A 17,811-nucleotide genomic window follows, 5' to 3' on the forward strand; every position below is an offset into this window, starting at 1 on the left:
CCCCGGGGAGTAATGACGGCCCCGCGTCTCCCCGGGCAGTAGCCGCAGGCTCGCCCTCACGCCCGACGCGTCGGCACCCCGCCGGCGGAAGTCTGGAGACCCACCCAGACATCCACCGGAGGGAGGCCCGTCAGATGGGGGCCACAAAGACAGGCGCGGCGCGGCGGCGGGCCGTGCCCTGGCTGGTGCTCGCACTGTGGATCGCCGTGCTGGCGATCGCCTCGCCGTTCGCGGCGAAACTCGGCGACGTGCAGCGCGACCGGGCCGTCGACTACCTGCCGGCGAGCGCCGACTCGACGCAGGTCGCCAAGATCCAGGAGCGGCTGCCCGGCGGCGAGGCCACCGAGATGGTCCTCGTCTACCACCGCGACGCCGGACTGACCGCCGCCGACCGGGCCACCGCCGCCGAGCAGGTCGCCGAGATCGCCGACGCGCACGAACTCACCGGCCGTCCGGCGGGCATCCCGTCCAAGGACGGCACCACCCTCATGTACCCGGTCGCCTCCACCGAGCCCGGCACGGACGAGAAGGCCCGCGACGCACTCGTCAACGATGTACGGGACATCGCCCGGGGCGGCGACGGGCTCGGCGTCGAGGTCGGCGGCTCCGGCGCGCTCGCCACCGACGCCTCCGAGGTCTACAACTCCCTCGACGGCCCGCTGCTCTACACCACCGCGGCGGTGGTCGCCCTCCTCCTGATCCTCATCTACCGCAGCCCCTTCCTGTGGCTCGTCCCGCTCGCCGTCGCCGGACTCGCCGACTACCTCTCCATGGGTGTCGCCTACGGCCTCAACCAGACCTTCGGCACCGCCGTCTCGGGCCAGAGCAGCGGCATCATGACCATCCTCGTCTTCGGCGTGGGCACCGACTACGCGCTGCTGCTGGTCTCCCGCTACCGCGAGGAACTGCGCCGCATCGAGCGGCCGTACGACGCCATGCTCGCCGCCCTGCGCGGCTGCGGACCCGCCGTACTGGCCTCCTCCGGCACCGTCGCCGCCGGACTCCTGTGCCTGCTGGCCGCCGACCTCAACTCCAGCCGGGGCATGGGCCCGCTCGGCACCGTCGGTGTGCTGTGCGCGCTGGCCGCCATGCTGACCCTGCTGCCCGCGCTCCTCGTCCTGCTCGGCCGCCGCGTCTTCTGGCCGCTGGTGCCCCGCCACGGCAGCACCCCCAAGGCCCGCCGGTCGCTGTTCGCCGCGATGGGCGGCTCCGCCGAACGCCGGCCCCGCACCGTCCTGGTGGGCGGCGCCGTCCTGCTCGGCGCGCTCGCGCTGGGCGCCTTCGCCCTGCCCGGCAACCTCAAGCAGGAGGACTCCTTCACCACCCGCCCCGAGGCGATCGCCGCGATGGAGACCCTCGCCGACGCCTATCCGGAGTCCGGCACCCAGCCGATCAGTGTCATCAGCCCCACCGACCGCGCCGAGGCCGCCCTCGCCGAGATCCGCGACACCGAGGGCGTCAAGAGCGCCGAGGCCGGGCGCAGCGGCGACGGCTGGACGGAGCTGACGGTCCTGGCCTCCACCCCGCCCCAGTCGGCCGCCGAGACCGCCACCATCGAGGAGCTGCGCGACAAGCTCGACGGCTCGTACGTCGGCGGCCCCAGCGCCCAGCAGATCGACCTGGAGGACACCAACGCCCGGGACACCGCCATCGTCGTACCGCTCGTGCTGCTCTCGGTCCTGCTGATCCTCACCGTGCTGCTGCGCTCGCTGGTCGCGCCGCTGATCCTGGTCGCCGCCGTCGTCGCCGTGTGGGGCGCGGCCCTCGGCATCGGCGGCCTCGCCTTCGGTCCCCTCTTCGGCTTCGAGGGCACCGACCCCGGGCTCGGCCTGCTCTCCTTCGTCTTCCTGGTCGCCCTCGGCGTCGACTACGGCATCTTCCTGATGCACCGGATGCGCGAGGAGTCCCTGAACGGCGCCGAACCCACCCGGGCGGCCCTGTCCGCGCTGCGCACCACCGGCGGCGTCATCGCCTCGGCCGGGCTGGTCCTCGCGGCCACCTTCGCCGTGCTCACCAGCATGCCGATGGTGCAACTCGTCGAGCTGGGCTTCGTCATCGCGGTCGGCGTCCTGCTCGACACCTTCCTCGTCCGCACCTACCTGGTCACCAGCGCCAGCGTCGCCCTGCGCCGCCGGGTGTGGTGGCCGGGCCGGCTGTCCCGGGAGCCGGGCCGGCCCGCGCCGGACGACGTACGGAAGCCCGTCGGTGTCTGAGGTGCCCGGCGTCCCGAGCGTGCCCCTCCCCTCCCGGAGGGGCGCGTCCGTCGCGGAGTATGGACGCGTGCACCCCACCACCGAGGCAGCGTCCCGCCCCCGCGTCGGCGAGCGGGTCATCGCCGCCATCAACCGCGACCCGCGCACCGCCCCGCACGGAACCCGCAACGACGCCGTGCTCGCCGCGGTCCTCCTCGTCGGCGCCGTCGGTCTGGCGCTCCTCACCCACGAGGCACAGCGCCCGGACGTCGTCGGCTGGACGCTGCTGGTCGCCGCGCACGTCCCGATCGTGTGGCGGCGGCGCCACCCGCTGCTGGCGCTCGCGGCGCTGGTCGCCGTGGTCGCGCCGTACCACGCGATGGACAACAACCACACCGCCGTGGGCCCCGCCTCCTACGTGGCCCTCTACACGCTGGCCGTCACCGGCCGCCCCCTGCGCACCATCGTGACCGGCGTCGCGGTCCTCACCGTGTCGGTCAGCATCATGCTCACCGTCAACACCCACCAGGCACTCGAACTGCTCCGCATCTCCGGCTGGGTGGTCGCCATCCTTTTCTGCGGCATCGACATCCGCTACTACCGTCAGTACGTGGCCGCCATAGTGGAGCGCGCCGAACGCGCCGAGCGCACCCGCGAGGAGGAGGCCCGGCGGCGCGTGGCCGAGGAACGCCTGCGGGTCGCCCGGGACCTGCACGACCTGCTCGCGCACAGCATCACCCTCATCGGGGTGCAGACCTCGGTCGCCGCCCACGTGCTGACCGCCGACCCCGAGCGCCTGGACCGCGCGGCCGTCGCCAAGGCCCTCGACGACATCGCCGAGACCTGCCGCTCGGCGCGCGGCGAACTGCGCACCACCCTCGAGGTGCTCAGGACGCAGGACGCCGCCGCCGTGCCCGACGCCCGCGGCCCGTTGCCCGGCCTGAGCGGGCTGCCCGACCTGGCGGTCAGCGCCCGGCTCGCCGGAGCGGACGTCGACCTGTCGGTGCGCGCCGACGACGTCCCGCCCGCGGTCGGAGCCGCCGTCTACCGCATCACGCAGGAGGCGCTGACCAACGCCGTGCGCCACGCGGGGCCCAAGCCGTCCGTCCGCGTCGCGGTGCACGCCGAGCGGGGCGCCCTGCGGCTGTCCGTCACCGACGACGGCACCGGACCCGACCCGGCGGGCACCCCGGGCTTCGGCCTCGTCGGCATGCGCGAGCGGGCCCGCAGCGTGGGTGGCACACTCGACGCCGGACCGCGCGAGGACGCCGACGGCTTCGAGGTGACGGCCGTACTGCCGACTCCCGCCCCGACCGGCACCGCCCCCCTGAACCCGGAGAGAACCGCATGACGATACGCGTGCTGCTGGCGGACGACCAGAACCTCGTCCGGGCGGCGTTCGCCCTGCTGGTGGCGTCGGCCCCCGACATGGAGGTGGTCGGCGAGGCGGGCACCGGCCGCGAGGCCGTGGAGCTGGCCCGCGCCCAACGCGCCGACCTGGTCGTCATGGACGTACGCATGCCCGACCTGGACGGCATCGAGGCGACCCGGCTGATCGCCGCCGACGAGGACCTGGCGGGGGTGAAGGTGCTGGTCCTCACCACCTACGACACCGACGAGAACATCGTGGACGCGCTGCGCGCCGGTGCCTCCGGATTCCTGGTCAAGGACACCAGGCCCGCCGAACTCCTGGACGCCATCCGCACGGTGACGGCGGGCGACGCCCTCCTCTCGCCCGGCCCCACGGCCCGCCTGATCGAGCGCTTCCTGCGCAGCCCGTCGGCCCTGCACACGCCCGGATCGGGCCCCGACTGCCTCTCGGACCGGGAACGCCAGGTCCTCACCCTGGTGGCCCGGGGCCTCACCAACACGGAGATCGCCGAAACCCTGGGCCTGAGCCCGCTCACCGCGAAGACCCACGTCAGCCGCATCATGGGCAAGCTGGGAGCACGGGACCGGGCCCAACTCGTGATCGTGGCCTACGAGTCGGGCCTGGTGACGCCGGGCGCGGGGCAGTCGCAGCAGGCGTCTCAGCCGCAGTAGGCGTCCGAGCCCGGCCGCTGTCCGGTCGCCAGGAAGCGGGAGACCGCGGCGTCCCCGCAGGCGTTGCCGTTGGCCAGGTAGGCGTCGTGACCGGTGGAGTCCACGGTCACCATGACGGCGCGCCGGCCGAGGGCCTCGCGCAGCCTGCGCGCGCCGGTGAGCGGGGTCGCGACGTCCCGCTCGTTCTGGACGAGCAGCACGTTGGACGGTCCCCGGTCGGTGATCCGCACCGGCGCCTCGCGGGGCGGGTACGGCCACGCGGCGCACAGCATCGCGTTGCGCGGCATGCCCGCGGTGAGCGGGTACTTGGCCCGGCTGTCGGCGACGTCCTTCTCGTACGAGGCCGCCGAGCCGGGCCAGGCGACGTCGTTGCACAGCACACCGGCCCCGACGGCGGCGACGTTCTGGAGCACGGCCTCGGGCGGCGCCTGCGGGGCGGGCGGCACGGTGCCCCGCTGGGCGGCCAGCATCAGCTTGGCGAGCGTCGGGAACCTGCTGGGGGAGTAGAGGCTGTCCAGCATGGTCTGCCGCAGCACGTTGCCGTTCAGCTCCGCCGGATTGGCGCCGGGCCACGGGATCGGCTCCCGGTCCAGCCGAGCGGCCAGCCGGAGGAACAGCGGCCGTACGTCGGCGGCCCGCTGCGCAACCCGGTCGGGGTTGCCGGGCCGGGAGGCCCAGGCGGCGAACTCCGGGAAGGTGTCCTCGACGCCCTGCTCGTGCCCGGCCAGCCAGCCGCGTGCCACGCGGGTGGGATCGGGGTCGTCGTTGCTGTCCAGCACGATCCGGTCGGTGCGGTGCGGGAACAGCTGGGCGTACACCGCCCCGACGTACGTCCCGTACGACACGCCCCACGCGGAGATCCTCCGCTCGCCCAGCGCGGCCCGGAGACGGTCGATGTCGCGGGCCTCGTTGGCGGTGGTCAGGTGCTTGATCAGCTCGCCGCCGTTGTGCGCGCAGGCGTCGGCCATGCGGCGGGCGGTGTCGAGGTTCGCGTCGATCGAGCCGTCCGGGGCCGGCCAGGGCCGGAGCTTGGAGGTGGCGAGGTCGCCGTACTCCAGCCCGCAGTCGACGGACGTGGACGGAGCGAGTCCGCGCGGCGCGAACCCGATGAGGTCGTGGCGGTCCCGGACGTCCTGGGGAAGCTTCTGCCCTTTCCCCGAGGGGTCGTTGAGGCTGGACCCGCCCGGCCCACCGGGGATCAGGAGCAGAGCCCCGCGCCGGGACCCCGGCTTCTCGGCGGGGATGCGGGAGACGGCCATCTCGATGCGGGGGCCGTCGGGATCGGCGTAGTCCATCGGCACGTCGAGGGTGGCGCACTCCTGCCGGGGGTCGAGACCGGCGCCCTCGCAGGCGGACCAGGTGAGGACTTCGGCTGTGCTCCCGCCCGCGGCGGAGGCGGTCACCGGCGCGGTGACGCCGAGGAGGGCGGTGGACACGCCGACGATGGCGGCGTTGCGGATGCTTCTGCTTCGCTTGCGCTGCGTCATGCGACGAGCCTCGCGGAAGGCCGGGGGCCGCCCCATCCGGGCAACAACCTGAAAGACCCTGGGGTTTACCCCACCAGACCCCTGACGAAGTCCACCCAGGCCGCCGCCCCGACGACGACCACGGGGCCGCCGGTCACCTTGCTGTCCCGGACGGGTATGACACCGGGGACTGCGTCGGTGACTTCGAGGCAGTCCTCGCCGCCGCTTCCTCCGCTGTAGCTGCTCTTGCGCCAGCGGGCGGCGCCGGGGAAGTCTTGCGCGACCTCAAGGCAGTCGCCGCCTTGGCCATTGCTGTAGGTGCTCTTTGTCCAGCGGGCGTCCGTCAGGTCGTACTCGCGCATCGTCTGAAGTCCTCCGCCGCCGAGTCGATCAGGGCCAGGGACGCCTCCGGCGACAGCGCGGCGACCCTGAGCAGATCGTATGTGCGCTGGGCGTGCACCACCACGGCTGGAGCATCGATGAGCGCCCCCGCATACTCCGTCTCTGTATAGGCGACCGGAGGGGCGTCCTCGAAGCTCATGAGCTTCAGCATCCCGCCCATCGCCGCATGAGCCCCCGCCCCGAACGACAGCACCGTCACGACCGCCGTGCGCTCCCGCATCAGCCGCGCCACGTGCTCCAGTTGTGCCGCCATCGCCTGCGGGCCGCCCACCGGGATTCGCAGCACGTTCTCGTGCAACGTCACCCAATACTCGGGCCTTGTAGCGTCGGCCAGGATCAGCGACCGCTCCAAACGCGCGGCGACGATCTCGTCGACGTACGAGTCCGGCTTGAAGGGGTTCGCGGCGATGGTGACCGCGCGGGCGTAGTCCGCTGTCTGGAGCAGGCCCGGCACGACAGTCGGTGCGAACTCGCAGATCTTCGTGGCCAGCCGCTCCAGCTCGACCACCCCCGCGAAATAATCCGCATACCGCGGATCATCAATCAGCTTCCGGCACAGTCGCTCGAAAATACCGTCGGTTTGCAGCGCCTCGTCGATCCGCTGGGCCACGTCCAACTGCGGTTTCCGAATTGCCTGTTCGAACTGGCCGATGTAACCGCCGGAGACGAATACCCGTGCGCCCAGCTCTACTTGGGTGATTCCGGCGTCCTCCCGCCGCCGTTTCAGTTCCGTTCCGAAGAACTCCCACGCGGCCTGCCGTGAACCATTGGCCATAACCAACCCCCAGGTGCTGACCCGCACTTGTAGTGCACGTACTCCTGCCGAGTGTAGACACGTAGCGGCATTCTGGGGACACGAAGAGTGAAACCGTAAAGGGAAGGGAAAGCGGTGGAAGCACGACACTCGGCGCTCTGCGTCGAAGGAGCGGAGGACACGGTGAAAGAATTGCGCGCGGCGCTCGCGGAGGCAGGAATTACTCTGCCCTCACTCGGTCTCGACCCGGTGAGTCTTGCGCGGGAGGCACCCTGCCCGCTCGTCGAATTGGGCCGGTGTTCCGTGGAGACCGCGCAGCGCCTCGCCGCGGTGCTGCGATGACGACGATGCCGCCCGTCGGGGTCTACGCCGTGGACACCCGCAGCGGACGGGTCGGGATCGTCATGGGGCACGAGGGGCCGTACGTGCAGATGCGGCCGTACGGCGGGGGACGGGAGTGGGACGCCGAGCCGGGTGACGTGCGCCACGCCACCGCGTCGGAGCGGCTCAGCGCGGCGACGGCGTACACCAACGCCCGAAGCCGTGGCGAGGTGCCTTGAAGGATGCGCGAGAATGGGCGGCATGAGTCTGTTCCGCGACGACGGCATCGTGCTGCGCACCCAGAAGCTGGGTGAGGCGGACCGGATCATCACCATGCTCACGCGCGGTCACGGGCGGGTACGCGCCGTGGCGCGCGGGGTGCGGCGCACGAAGTCGAAGTTCGGCGCGCGGCTGGAGCCGTTCTCGCACGTGGACGTGCAGTTCTTCTCGAAGGGCAGCGAGCTGGTCGGGCGCGGGCTGCCGCTGTGCACGCAGAGCGAGACGATCGCGCCGTACGGTGGCGGGATCGTCACGGACTACGGGCGGTACACCGCGGGGACCGCCATGCTGGAGACGGCCGAGCGGTTCACCGACCACGAGGGCGAGCCGGCGGTGCAGCAGTACCTGCTGCTGGTCGGCGCGCTCAGGACCCTCGCCCGGGGCGAGCACGCGCCGACGCTGGTGCTGGACGCGTTCCTGCTGCGCTCGCTGGCCGTGAACGGGTATGCCCCGACCTTCGGGGACTGCGCGAAGTGCGGCCTGCCCGGTCCCAACCGGTTCTTCTCGGTCGGCTCGGGCGGCTCCGTCTGCGTCGACTGCCGGGTGCCCGGCAGCGTCGTACCCTCGCCGCAGGCCCTGGAACTGCTCGGGGCGCTGCTTGCGGGAGACTGGGGCACGGCGGACGCGGCCGAGCCGCGGTACGTGCGGGAGGGGAGCGGACTGGTCTCCGCCTACCTGCACTGGCACCTTGAGCGGGGACTGCGCTCCCTGCGGTACGTCGAGAAGTAGGAGAGAACCGATATGGCCGTACGCGGGATTCTGGGGCGGCAGCGCCGGGAGTACAGGACGCCGGAGCCGCACCCCTCCGGCGCGCGGCCGCCGAAGCTCGGCGACCTGGTCCCGGAGCACGTGGCGATCGTCATGGACGGCAACGGGCGCTGGGCCAAGGAGCGCGGGCTGCCGCGCACCGAGGGGCACAAGGTGGGCGCCGAGCAGGTCATGGACGTGCTCCAGGGCGCGATCGAGATGGGCGTCGGGAACATCTCCCTGTACGCCTTCTCCACCGAGAACTGGAAGCGCTCGCCCGAAGAGGTGCGCTTCCTGATGAACTTCAACCGCGACTTCATCCGCAAGTCCCGCGACACCCTCGACGGTCTGGGCGTGCGGGTGCGCTGGGCGGGCCGGATGCCCCGGCTGTGGAAGTCGGTGGCCAAGGAGCTCCAGGTCGCGCAGGAGCAGACCAAGGACAACGACCGGCTGACGCTGTACTTCTGCATGAACTACGGCGGCCGGGCCGAGATCGCCGACGCGGCGCAGGCCCTCGCCGAGGACGTGCGGGCCGGGAAGCTCGACCCGTCGAAGGTGAACGAGAAGACGCTCGCGAAGTACCTGTACTACCCGGACATGCCGGACGTGGACCTGTTCCTGCGGCCGAGCGGTGAGCAGCGGACGTCGAACTACCTGCTCTGGCAGAGCGCGTACGCGGAGATGGTCTTCCAGGACGTCCTGTGGCCCGACTTCGACCGGCGCGACCTGTGGCGGGCCTGCCTGGAGTTCGCCTCCCGCGACCGCCGCTTCGGCGGCGCCATCCCCAACGAGGAGCTCCTGGCCATGGAGGGCAAATTCAGCCCGTCTGGGGGTACCCCTTCTGGGGGAGCTTGAGGACGAGGCCGTTCAGGCCGATACAGGGGCCCGGGGCGCAGCCCCGGCCCCACCCCGCTCAACCGCCGGAGGCCCCCGCACAGTCGGCGCAGGTGCCGAAGATCTCCACCGTGTGCGCCACGTTGACGTAGCCGTGCTCCGCGGCGATGGCCTCGGCCCACTTCTCGACGGCGGGGCCCTCCACCTCGACGGCCTTGCCGCAGGCGCGGCAGACCAGGTGGTGGTGATGGTCGCCGGTGGAGCAGCGCCGGTAGACCGACTCGCCCTCGGCGGTGCGCAGGACGTCGACCTCGCCGGCGTCGGCGAGGGACTGAAGGGTGCGGTAGACCGTGGTGAGCCCGACCGCGTCGCCCTTGTGCTTGAGCATGTCGTGGAGCTCCTGCGCGCTGCGGAACTCCTCGACCTCCTGAAGGGCGGCCGACACGGCAGCCCGCTGCCGGGTGGCGCGGCCCTTCACGGGCGGTCCAGCGGTGGTCACTGGATTCCTCCTCACGTCTTCGCGGCTTGCCGGGCCATTGTGCCAGCCCGGCAGTCCCGCGGTCAGACGCCGACCTCGTCGGCGGCCCCCCTGGTGGCCGGAATCGTGCACTCCGCCGGATCCGCGGCGGGCTGCGCGGCGGCGAGTGCCCGCGCGCGTCGCCTGGCCAGCGGGGCGGCCAGCACGCTCAGCAGGATGAACGCGCCGATGGTGAGCAGCACGATCGTCGCGCCGGGCGGCACGTCCTGGTAGTACGACGTGACCGTGCCGCCGATCGTCACGCTCACGCCGAGCGCGACGGCGATCGCGAAGGTGGCGGCGAAGCTGCGGGTGAGCTGCTGCGCGGCGGCCACCGGGACCACCATCAGCGCGGAGACCAGCAGCAGGCCGACGACGCGCATCGCGACGGTCACCGTGACCGCCGCCGTGACGGCCGTCAGCAGGTTCAGCGCGCGCACCGGCAGGCCGGTGACCCGGGCGAACTCCTCGTCCTGGCTGACGGCGAACAACTGGCGGCGCAGGCCGACGGTGACCAGGACCACGAAGGCGGCGAGCAGGCAGATCGCGGTCACGTCGGACTCGGAGACCGTCGACAGGGAGCCGAAGAGGTACGAGGTGAGGTTGGCGTTGGAGCCGCCCGGCGCGAGGTTGATGAACATCACGCCGCCCGCCATGCCGCCGTAGAAGAGCATGGCGAGGGCGATGTCGCCGCGGGTCTTGCCGTACCAGCGGATCAGCTCCATGAGGACCGCGCCGAGGACGGAGACCACGGTCGCCATCCACACCGGGGACCAGGAGAGCAGGAAGCCGAGGCCGACGCCGGTCATCGCCACGTGGCCGATGCCGTCGCCCATGAGGGCCTGGCGGCGCTGGACCAGGTAGATGCCGATGGCCGGGGCGGTGATGCCGACCAGGACGGCGGCGAGCAGCGCCCGCTGCATGAAGGCGTAGTTCAGGATTTCCATGGTCGTCGCCTTCTCAGCTCAGCAGGCCGGTGCGGATCGGTTCGGCGCCCACCGGTGCGTGCGGGTGGACGTGGTCGTGGCCGGGCAGCGCGTGCTGGCCGACCGCCTCGGGCGGCGGGCCGTCGTGCACGACGCAGCCGTCGCGGAGCACCACGGCCCGGTCGATCAGCGGCTCCAGGGGGCCCAGCTCGTGCAGGACGAGGAGGACGGTCGCCCCGGCCGCGACCTGCTTGCGCAGGGTCGCCGCCAGCACCTCCTGGCTGGCCAGGTCGACGCCCGCCATCGGCTCGTCCATGATCAGCAGTTCGGGTTCGGCGGCGAGCGCGCGGGCGATCAGCACCCGCTGGTGCTGGCCGCCGGAGAGGGCGTTCACCGAGTCCTTGGCGCGGTCGGCCATGCCGACCAGGTCGAGGGCGCGGCGTACGGCCTCGTGGTCGGCCTTGCGCAGGACGCCGAAGCGGGCCCGGGAGAGCCGGCCCGAGGAGACCACCTCGGTCACCGTGGCGGGGACGCCGCCCGCGGCCGTGGTGCGCTGCGGGACGTAGCCCACGCGCGCCCAGTCGCGGAAGCGGCGCCTGGGGGTGCCGAACAGCTCGATCTCGCCGGCCGTCACCGGCACCTGGCCGATGATCGTGCGCACGGCCGTGGACTTGCCCGAGCCGTTGGCGCCGAGCAGCGCGACCACCTGGCCGCGCCGCACGGTGAGGTCGATGCCGCGCAGGACGGGGCGTGAGCCCAGCTCGGCGCGGACGCCACGCAGGGATATGACGGACTCGTCGCTCACGATGTCCTCCGTAACGATCGAACGGGCCGGGCTGCCCGGCCGGGCTGCTTACTTGGCGCCGAGGGCGGTTTCGAGCGCCTTGAGGTTGGCTTCCATGACCCCGACGTAGTCCTCGCCCTTGGACTTGTCGGTGATGCCCTCCAGCGGATCGAGGACGTCCGTCTTCAGGCCCGCGTCCTTGGCGAGGGTCTTCGCGGTCTTGTCGGACACCAGTGTCTCGTAGAAGACGGTGGTGACGCCGTCGGCCTTGGCCTCCTGCTGGAGTTCCTTGATCCGGGCGGGGCTGGGCTCGCTCTCCGGGTCGAGGCCGTTGATGGCCTCCTGGGTGAGGCCGTAGCGCTCGGCGAGGTAGCCGAAGGCGGCGTGGTTGGTGAAGAAGACCTTGCTGTCGGTCTTCGCCAGGCCGTTCTTGAACGCCGTGTCCAGGCCGCTCAGCTTCTTCGCCAGCGCCTCGGCGTTCTTGCGGTAGTCGTCGGCGTGGTCCGGGTCGGCCTTCTCGAAGGACTCGGCGACGCCCTGGGCGATCTCGGCGTACTTCACCGGGTCCAGCCAGACGTGCGGGTCGAGAGCCTGCTCCCCGCCCTCGGCGTGCTCCTCCTCGGCGTGCTCGTCCGCGTGCTCCTCGCCGCCGTGGTCATGGTCGTGCTCGACGTTGCCGTGGTCCTCCAGCTTGGTCAGCGAGGCGGCGTCGATCTTGGTCTTCACGTCGGACTGGGCGATGGCCTCGTCCACGGCGGGCTGGAGGGACTTGAGGTAGAGCACCGCGTCCGCCTCGCCCATCTGGGCGGTCTGCTTGGCGCTCAGCTCCAGGTCGTGCGGCTCCTGGCCGGGCTCGGTGAGCGTGGTGACGTTCACGTGGTCCCCGCCGATCTGCTCGGCGAGGTACTCCATGGGGTAGAACGACGCGACGACGTCGAACTTGTCGGTGTTGCCCGCCGCCGAGCTGTCGCTGGAGCAGGCGGAGAGGGTGCCGAGGCCGAGCGCGGTGGCCGCGGTGACTGCTATGCCGGATATACGGCGTCGTCGTACGTTCATGACACTCATTTTCAACAAATATGGAAACCGTTGTCAACAACCGGGCGATTCCGCAGCTGGGAGGCCCCGATTTGGCCGTGGGGCGACCCACGCCGGTAACCTGAAGCATTCTCCGGAAGCATCCTCGCTTCGTCGCCCGTCGTCGTAATGAAGAGAGCACCGTGGCCGCCGACAAGATCGACACCATCGTCAGCCTGAGCAAGCGCCGTGGCTTCGTATTCCCGTGCAGTGAGATCTACGGCGGTCAGCGCGCCGCCTGGGACTACGGTCCGCTGGGTGTCGAGCTCAAGGAGAACCTCAAGCGCCAGTGGTGGCGCTACATGGTCACCTCGCGCGAGGACGTCGTCGGTCTCGACTCGTCCGTGATCCTGGCCCCCGAGGTCTGGGTCGCCTCCGGTCACGTCGCCACCTTCACGGACCCGCTGACCGAGTGCACCTCCTGCCACAAGCGGTTCCGCGCGGACCACCTGGAGGAGGCGTACGAGGAGAAGAAGGGCCACGCCCCGGAGAACGGCCTGGCCGACCTGAACTGCCCCAACTGCGGCAACAAGGGCACCTTCACCGAGCCCAAGCAGTTCTCCGGTCTGCTCTCCACCCACCTCGGCCCGACCCAGGACAGCGGCTCCGTCGCCTACCTGCGGCCCGAGACCGCCCAGGGCATCTTCACCAACTTCGCCCAGGTGCAGACCACTTCGCGGCGCAAGCCGCCGTTCGGCATCGCCCAGATGGGCAAGTCCTTCCGCAACGAGATCACGCCCGGCAACTTCATCTTCCGCACCCGCGAGTTCGAGCAGATGGAGATGGAGTTCTTCGTCAAGCCGGGCGAGGACGAGAAGTGGCAGGAATACTGGATGGAGCAGCGCTGGAACTGGTACACGGGCCTTGGTCTCCGTGAGGAGAACATGCGCTGGTACGAGCACCCGGCCGAGAAGCTCTCCCACTACTCCAAGCGCACCGCCGACATCGAGTACCGCTTCTCCTTCGGCGGCAGCGAGTGGGGCGAGCTGGAGGGTGTCGCCAACCGGACCGACTACGACCTCTCCTCGCACGCCAAGGCCTCCGGCCAGGACCTCTCCTACTACGACCAGGAGGCCCAGGAGCGCTGGACGCCGTACGTCATCGAGCCGGCGGCCGGTGTCGGGCGGGCGATGCTCGCGTTCCTGCTCGACGCGTACATCGAGGACGAGGCGCCGAACGCCAAGGGCAAGCTGGAGAAGCGCACCGTGCTGCGGCTCGACCCGCGGCTGTCCCCGGTGAAGGTCGCCGTGCTGCCGCTGTCCCGCAACCCGGAGCTGTCGCCGAAGGCGAAGGGGCTGGCGCAGGCGCTGCGGCAGAACTGGAACATCGAGTTCGACGACGCGGGCGCGATCGGGCGGCGGTACCGGCGTCAGGACGAGATCGGGACGCCGTTCTGCGTGACCGTCGACTTCGACACGCTGGACGACAACGCGGTGACCGTGCGGGAGCGGGACACGATGAAGCAGGAGCGTGTGTCTCTCGACCAGATCGAGGGGTACCTCGCTTCTCGGCTGGTTGGCTGCTGAACGTCCGTTCGCGTTGAGGTACCAGGGGGCTCTGCCCCCTGGACCCCCGGGACCTATGCCCACCCATCACCCGACTCGGTCGGGAGGGGGGTGGGCGTTTCGGCGTTTCGGGGGGCCGGATTACAGGTTCTGCCCCCGGCTCAGCGGCCCTGTAGGGACTTCACGTTGTTGCCGAAGGTCCAGTTCTTCGAGCCGTCCCAGTTGAGGGACCAGGTCATCAGGCCCTTGAGGGAGCCGTTGTAGTGGTTCCACGCCTGGGAGACCAGGGACGGCGACATGTGGCCGCCGCCCGCGCCGGGCTGGGCGGGCAGCCCCGGGACCTGCTTGTCGTAGGGCACCCGGATCGTGGTGCCCTGGATGACCAGGCCCTTGTTCAGGCAGTCGGTCTGGGCGGTGAAGCCCTGCACGGTACCGGCCGAGTAGGAGTCGCCGGCGCAGCCGTACATGCTGCCGTTGTAGTACTGCATGTTCAGCCACCACAGGCGGCCGTTGTCCGCGTACTTCTTGATGATCGGCAGGTACGCGCCCCAGATCGAGCCGTAGACGATGCTGCCGCCGGTGACGTACGCCGTCTCCGGGGCCATCGTGAGGCCGAAGTTGGAGGGCATGCGGGCCAGTACGCCGTCGATGATGCGGATCAGGTTGGACTGGGACGCCGAGAGCTGGTTGATGTTGCCGCTGCCGGTCAGGCCGGTCTCGATGTCGATGTCTATGCCGTCGAAGTTGTACGTCTTGAGGATCGGGACGATCGTGTCGACGAAACGGTCCGCGACCGCGGTCGAGTTGAGGTCGATGCCGGCCGTCGCGCCGCCGATGGAGAGCAGGAGCGTCTGCCCAGACGCCTTGGCCGCGCACATCTCGGCGGGCGTCGCCACCTTCACGCCGGAGTCCATGCCGTCCTCCCACAGGGCCGTCCCGTCGGAGAGGATCACCGGGAAGGCCGCGTTGAGGACGTTGTAGCCGTGGGCGGCGATCTGGGGGTTGGTGATCGGGGTCCAGCCGAAGGGCGGGTGGACGCCGTTGGCGGCGCCGTCCCAGTTCTCCCAGTAGCCCTGGAGGACCTTGCCTGCGGGCCTCGACTTCACGGCGCAGGTGTCGGCGGCCGCGCCGGTGGGGGCGGCGCCCTCGGGAGCCGCCGACGCGGTGGCGACTCCCAGGGGGACCAGAACGGTGGCCGCCAGTGCGGCGGCCAGTAGACGGATCTTGCGGCGGATCATGCCGGGCCTCCCGGTGGGGGATCGGTGAGGGAGAGTCGTCTTGTGTCGTAGGCATGACAGTGCTGTGGTCCAGACCTTTCGTCAAGAGGTCTGGACCAAAAAGCGGGTGCGGTTCGGTGGGTCGTCAGACGATCGTCCGGGGCAGGCGCAGGCTCAGCAGGCCGGTCAGCACTACCCCGGCGAACTGGACCAGCAGCGTCGTCACCAGGGCGTCCCGCATGCCCATGCCCGGGGTCAGCGACAGGAACAGGGTGCCCAGGGTGGCCACCCCCAGGGCCAGGGACGACTGCTGGGTGGTGACCATGACGCCACTGCCGACGCCGGCGCGTTCGGCGGGCACCTCCGAGAGGACCAACCGGAGGACGACCGGGAGCTGGAGCGCCTGGCCGGCCCCCGCGACCGCCGCGCCCGGCAGGAGTTCCACCAGGCCGAGATCGGGCCAGGAGCGCCACGCGGCCAGCGTCATCAGGGCCAGGCCCACCCCCTGGAGGGCGGCGCCGGTGGGGACGACGCGGGTGCCGTAGCGGGCGACCAGCCGGGGGCCGGCGAGGGAGAAGAGGAAGAACACCACCGCCAGTGGCGCCAGGGCCAGGCCCGCGGCCACCGGGCCCAGGCCCGCGCCCTGCTGCAAGGCCACCGCGATGACGAACATGAAGCCGCTGAAGCCGATCGAGAACGGCACGATGAGCAGCAGGCCGCGACGCAGCGAGACGATCGCGAACAGGCTCGGCGGGACCAGCGGCGTACGGCCCGCGCGGTCCGCCCGGCGCTCCACCGCGTAGAACGCCGCCGCCGCGAACGGGAACGCCGCCAGCGACAGCCACGTCCACAGCGGCCAGCCCGCCGCCCGGCCCTCGGTCAGCGGCACCAGCAGGGTCAGGATCGAGGCGGCCAGCAGGAAGGTGCCGGGCACGTCCACCGGCTCGGGGCGCGCGGAGCGGGTCTCCGGGACCGCGCGGGCGGCGAGGAAGAGGCCCGCGAGGACGACCGGGACGTTGGCGAGGAAGACGGAACGCCAGCCGGTGCCCGCGATGTCCGCCGCCACCAGGACGCCGCCGAGGATCTGGCCGGCCACCATCGACAGACCGGCCGTGGCCCCGTACAGGCCCATGGCCTTCGCGCGTCGGGGGCCGGACGTGGTCGCCTGGATGGTCGCCAGCACCTGCGGCAGCATCGCGGCGGCCGAGGCGCCCTGCGCCACCCGCGCGGCCACCAGCGACCAGGCGTCAGGCGCCAGGCCGCAGGCCAGCGAGGTCAGCCCGAAGGCCGCCATGCCGCCCAGGAACAGGCGGCGCCGGCCGAAGAGGTCGCCGAGCCGGCCGCCTAGGACCAGCAGCACGGCGTACGCCACCCCGTACCCGGCGACGACCAGTTCCAGGACCGCCTCGCTCGCGGAGAGGTCCGCGCCGATGGTGGGCAGTGCGACGTTGACGATGAAGAAGTCGACGAGCGGGAGCGCCGCGGCCAGCAGCACCGTGAAGAGCCCGAGGCCGCCGAGTGCGGGCGACGCTTCCGGGGTGCCCGTACGGACGGGACGTGAGGTGATTGTTTCGGTCACGTGGTCGAGCCTGCGACCGTTTCCAGAGTGGTACCAGAGTCTTCTTATGCTGGTAGTAGGAGTACCTGGCAACAGGGTTCCGGACGCGGCACCCTGGAGGCATGACGACCACGACGGCTCAGGAGACGGCGGTGCGGGTCCCGGCCCGGGACGCGGGTTCGGAGATCCGGCGGCACGAACTGGCCGCCTTCCTGCGCAGCCGCCGCGAGCGCATCGCGCCGGAGCGGGTCGGGCTGCCCCGCGGACGACGGCGCCGGACCCCGGGGCTGCGGCGCGAGGAGGTCGCCCAGCTCTCGGCCGTCGGCGTCACCTGGTACACCTGGCTGGAGCAGGCCCGGGACATCCAGGTCTCCGTGCAGGTCCTCGACGCCCTCGCCCGCGCCCTGCTGCTCGACCCCACCGAGCGCACCCACCTCTTCCAGCTGGCGGGTTCCGTGGATCCGACGCCCGCGACGGACTGCCCGGCCATCACACCGGCCGTGCGCGCCCTGCTGGAGCAGTTCGAGCCGTACCCCGCCTGCGTGCAGAACAGCCGGTACGACATCCTCGCCCACAACCGGACGTACGGGCTGCTGCTGTGCGACCTGGACGCGGTGCCGCCCGAGGACCGCAACTGCATGGTCCTCTGCTTCACCCACGAGGACTGGGGGTCCTCCATCGTCCATCTGGAGGAGACCCAGCGGCTGATGGCGGCCCGGTTCCGCGCCACGATGGCCGGTCATCTCGCCGAGCCCGCCTGGAAGATGCTGCTCAAGCGGCTGCGCACCCAGTCGCCCGCCTTCCGCGAGGCCTGGGAGCGGCACGAGGTGGTCGCGCACCGGGGCAAGCGCAAGGAGTTCCTCAACCGGCACGTCGGCCGGATCCGCGTCGACCACACCGACCTGTGGCTCGGACCGGAACCGGGCCCCCGGATGGTGACCTACGCACCGGCCGACGAGGACTCCCGGGAGCGGCTGGAGAAGCTGCACGCGATCGCCCTGGAGCGGGAGCCGACCGGGTCGGGATGAGCGCCCGAAGTGCGGGAACCCGGGGAAATGCGGAAGGTGATGTTCCCGGGGTTTCCCAGGGTGTGCGCAGCCGGTGTGCACAGCCAGGGGTCCCCACCGCACGGACAGGGCGAGGACGAACAGTCATGGCTGAGCAGAAGTCGGCGCGGACACTCCCGCGGCCG

18 protein-coding genes are annotated in these 17,811 nt (G+C 71.4%); 9 read left to right on the forward strand and 9 right to left on the reverse strand.

Features of this window, described 5'->3' with window-relative positions:
• Positions 1 to 134: 134 nt before the first annotated feature.
• The 3 genes from Sru02f_RS06175 to Sru02f_RS06185 all read left to right on the forward strand — a co-directional run bounded on the left by Sru02f_RS06175 (position 135) and on the right by Sru02f_RS06185 (position 4,235).
• Positions 135 to 2,213, forward strand: coding sequence for an MMPL family transporter (locus Sru02f_RS06175; RefSeq protein WP_109032999.1), 2,079 nt, complete (start codon positions 135 to 137; stop codon positions 2,211 to 2,213).
• Between the two features lie 67 nt (positions 2,214 to 2,280).
• Complete coding sequence (locus Sru02f_RS06180; protein WP_167469643.1) at positions 2,281 to 3,543, forward strand: sensor histidine kinase; 1,263 nt, start codon at positions 2,281 to 2,283, stop codon at positions 3,541 to 3,543.
• Entirely contained in the window at positions 3,540 to 4,235 is a 696-nt protein-coding gene (locus tag Sru02f_RS06185) for a response regulator transcription factor (RefSeq protein ID WP_164274768.1), read from the forward strand. The genes Sru02f_RS06180 and Sru02f_RS06185 overlap by 4 nt, the downstream gene beginning before the upstream one ends.
• On the opposite strand, the gene Sru02f_RS06190 is transcribed toward Sru02f_RS06185, so the two are convergent.
• From Sru02f_RS06190 to Sru02f_RS06200, 3 genes are all read right to left on the reverse strand, one after another.
• A complete protein-coding gene (locus Sru02f_RS06190) occupies positions 4,223 to 5,722 on the reverse strand; it encodes an alpha/beta hydrolase (protein WP_109033001.1) in 1,500 nt (499 codons plus the stop codon). The two genes, Sru02f_RS06185 and Sru02f_RS06190, sit on opposite strands and share 13 nt — an antisense overlap.
• Before the next feature lie 65 nt (positions 5,723 to 5,787).
• Complete coding sequence (locus tag Sru02f_RS06195) at positions 5,788 to 6,063, reverse strand: DUF397 domain-containing protein (RefSeq protein ID WP_109033002.1); 276 nt, start codon at positions 6,061 to 6,063, stop codon at positions 5,788 to 5,790.
• Positions 6,045 to 6,878, reverse strand: a complete 834-nt coding sequence (locus tag Sru02f_RS06200; protein WP_109033111.1) for a helix-turn-helix domain-containing protein — start codon at positions 6,876 to 6,878, stop codon at positions 6,045 to 6,047. Before Sru02f_RS06200 ends, Sru02f_RS06195 begins: the two co-directional genes overlap by 19 nt.
• Positions 6,879 to 6,992: 114 nt before the next feature.
• Between Sru02f_RS06200 and Sru02f_RS06205 the strand changes: the two genes are divergently transcribed.
• From Sru02f_RS06205 to Sru02f_RS06220, 4 genes are read left to right on the forward strand one after another with little or no spacing between them, the layout of a single operon-like run.
• Positions 6,993 to 7,199, forward strand: coding sequence for a hypothetical protein (locus Sru02f_RS06205; protein WP_109033003.1), 207 nt, complete (start codon positions 6,993 to 6,995; stop codon positions 7,197 to 7,199).
• Positions 7,196 to 7,417 (forward strand): hypothetical protein, encoded by a 222-nt coding sequence (locus Sru02f_RS06210; RefSeq protein WP_011028395.1) that lies wholly within the window; start codon positions 7,196 to 7,198, stop codon positions 7,415 to 7,417. The genes Sru02f_RS06205 and Sru02f_RS06210 overlap by 4 nt, the downstream gene beginning before the upstream one ends.
• A gap of 22 nt (positions 7,418 to 7,439) precedes the next feature.
• The gene (recO, locus tag Sru02f_RS06215) at positions 7,440 to 8,186 is read left to right on the forward strand and encodes a DNA repair protein RecO (RefSeq protein ID WP_164274771.1); all 747 of its coding nucleotides are present in this window, start codon (positions 7,440 to 7,442) and stop codon (positions 8,184 to 8,186) included.
• A gap of 12 nt (positions 8,187 to 8,198) precedes the next feature.
• Positions 8,199 to 9,059, forward strand: coding sequence for an isoprenyl transferase (locus Sru02f_RS06220; RefSeq protein ID WP_109033005.1), 861 nt, complete (start codon positions 8,199 to 8,201; stop codon positions 9,057 to 9,059).
• 58 nt (positions 9,060 to 9,117) lie between these two features.
• On the opposite strand, the gene Sru02f_RS06225 is transcribed toward Sru02f_RS06220, so the two are convergent.
• The 4 genes from Sru02f_RS06225 to Sru02f_RS06240 all read right to left on the reverse strand — a co-directional run bounded on the left by Sru02f_RS06225 (position 9,118) and on the right by Sru02f_RS06240 (position 12,321).
• A complete protein-coding gene (locus Sru02f_RS06225) occupies positions 9,118 to 9,537 on the reverse strand; it encodes a Fur family transcriptional regulator (protein ID WP_007449657.1) in 420 nt (139 codons plus the stop codon).
• Between the two features lie 62 nt (positions 9,538 to 9,599).
• Positions 9,600 to 10,502, reverse strand: coding sequence for a metal ABC transporter permease (locus tag Sru02f_RS06230; protein WP_109033006.1), 903 nt, complete (start codon positions 10,500 to 10,502; stop codon positions 9,600 to 9,602).
• Between the two features lie 13 nt (positions 10,503 to 10,515).
• Positions 10,516 to 11,286, reverse strand: a complete 771-nt coding sequence (locus tag Sru02f_RS06235) for a metal ABC transporter ATP-binding protein (RefSeq protein WP_109033007.1) — start codon at positions 11,284 to 11,286, stop codon at positions 10,516 to 10,518.
• A 48-nt stretch (positions 11,287 to 11,334) separates the two neighbouring features.
• Positions 11,335 to 12,321 carry a zinc ABC transporter substrate-binding protein gene (locus Sru02f_RS06240; RefSeq protein WP_109033008.1) on the reverse strand — a complete coding sequence of 329 codons (987 nt, stop codon included), beginning with the start codon at positions 12,319 to 12,321 and terminating at the stop codon, positions 11,335 to 11,337.
• Between the two features lie 161 nt (positions 12,322 to 12,482).
• Here Sru02f_RS06240 and Sru02f_RS06245 point away from each other — a divergent pair, with 161 nt between their 5' ends.
• Positions 12,483 to 13,865, forward strand: a complete 1,383-nt coding sequence (locus tag Sru02f_RS06245) for a glycine--tRNA ligase (protein WP_003976298.1) — start codon at positions 12,483 to 12,485, stop codon at positions 13,863 to 13,865.
• Positions 13,866 to 14,005: 140 nt separating this feature from the next.
• Here the strand turns inward: Sru02f_RS06245 and Sru02f_RS06250 are convergent, their stop codons facing one another.
• Positions 14,006 to 15,082: a chitinase gene (locus Sru02f_RS06250; protein ID WP_109033009.1), complete on the reverse strand. Its 1,077-nt coding sequence runs from the start codon at positions 15,080 to 15,082 to the stop codon at positions 14,006 to 14,008.
• A 124-nt stretch (positions 15,083 to 15,206) separates the two neighbouring features.
• Positions 15,207 to 16,640, reverse strand: a complete 1,434-nt coding sequence (locus tag Sru02f_RS06255) for an MFS transporter (protein ID WP_109033010.1) — start codon at positions 16,638 to 16,640, stop codon at positions 15,207 to 15,209.
• Positions 16,641 to 16,741: 101 nt separating this feature from the next.
• On the opposite strand from Sru02f_RS06255, the gene Sru02f_RS06260 reads away from it, so the two are divergent.
• Positions 16,742 to 17,647 (forward strand): MmyB family transcriptional regulator, encoded by a 906-nt coding sequence (locus Sru02f_RS06260; RefSeq protein ID WP_109033011.1) that lies wholly within the window; start codon positions 16,742 to 16,744, stop codon positions 17,645 to 17,647.
• Positions 17,648 to 17,811: the final 164 nt, after the last annotated feature.

The organism is Streptomyces rubrogriseus, assembly GCF_027947575.1.
Taxonomy (GTDB): domain Bacteria; phylum Actinomycetota; class Actinomycetes; order Streptomycetales; family Streptomycetaceae; genus Streptomyces; species Streptomyces rubrogriseus.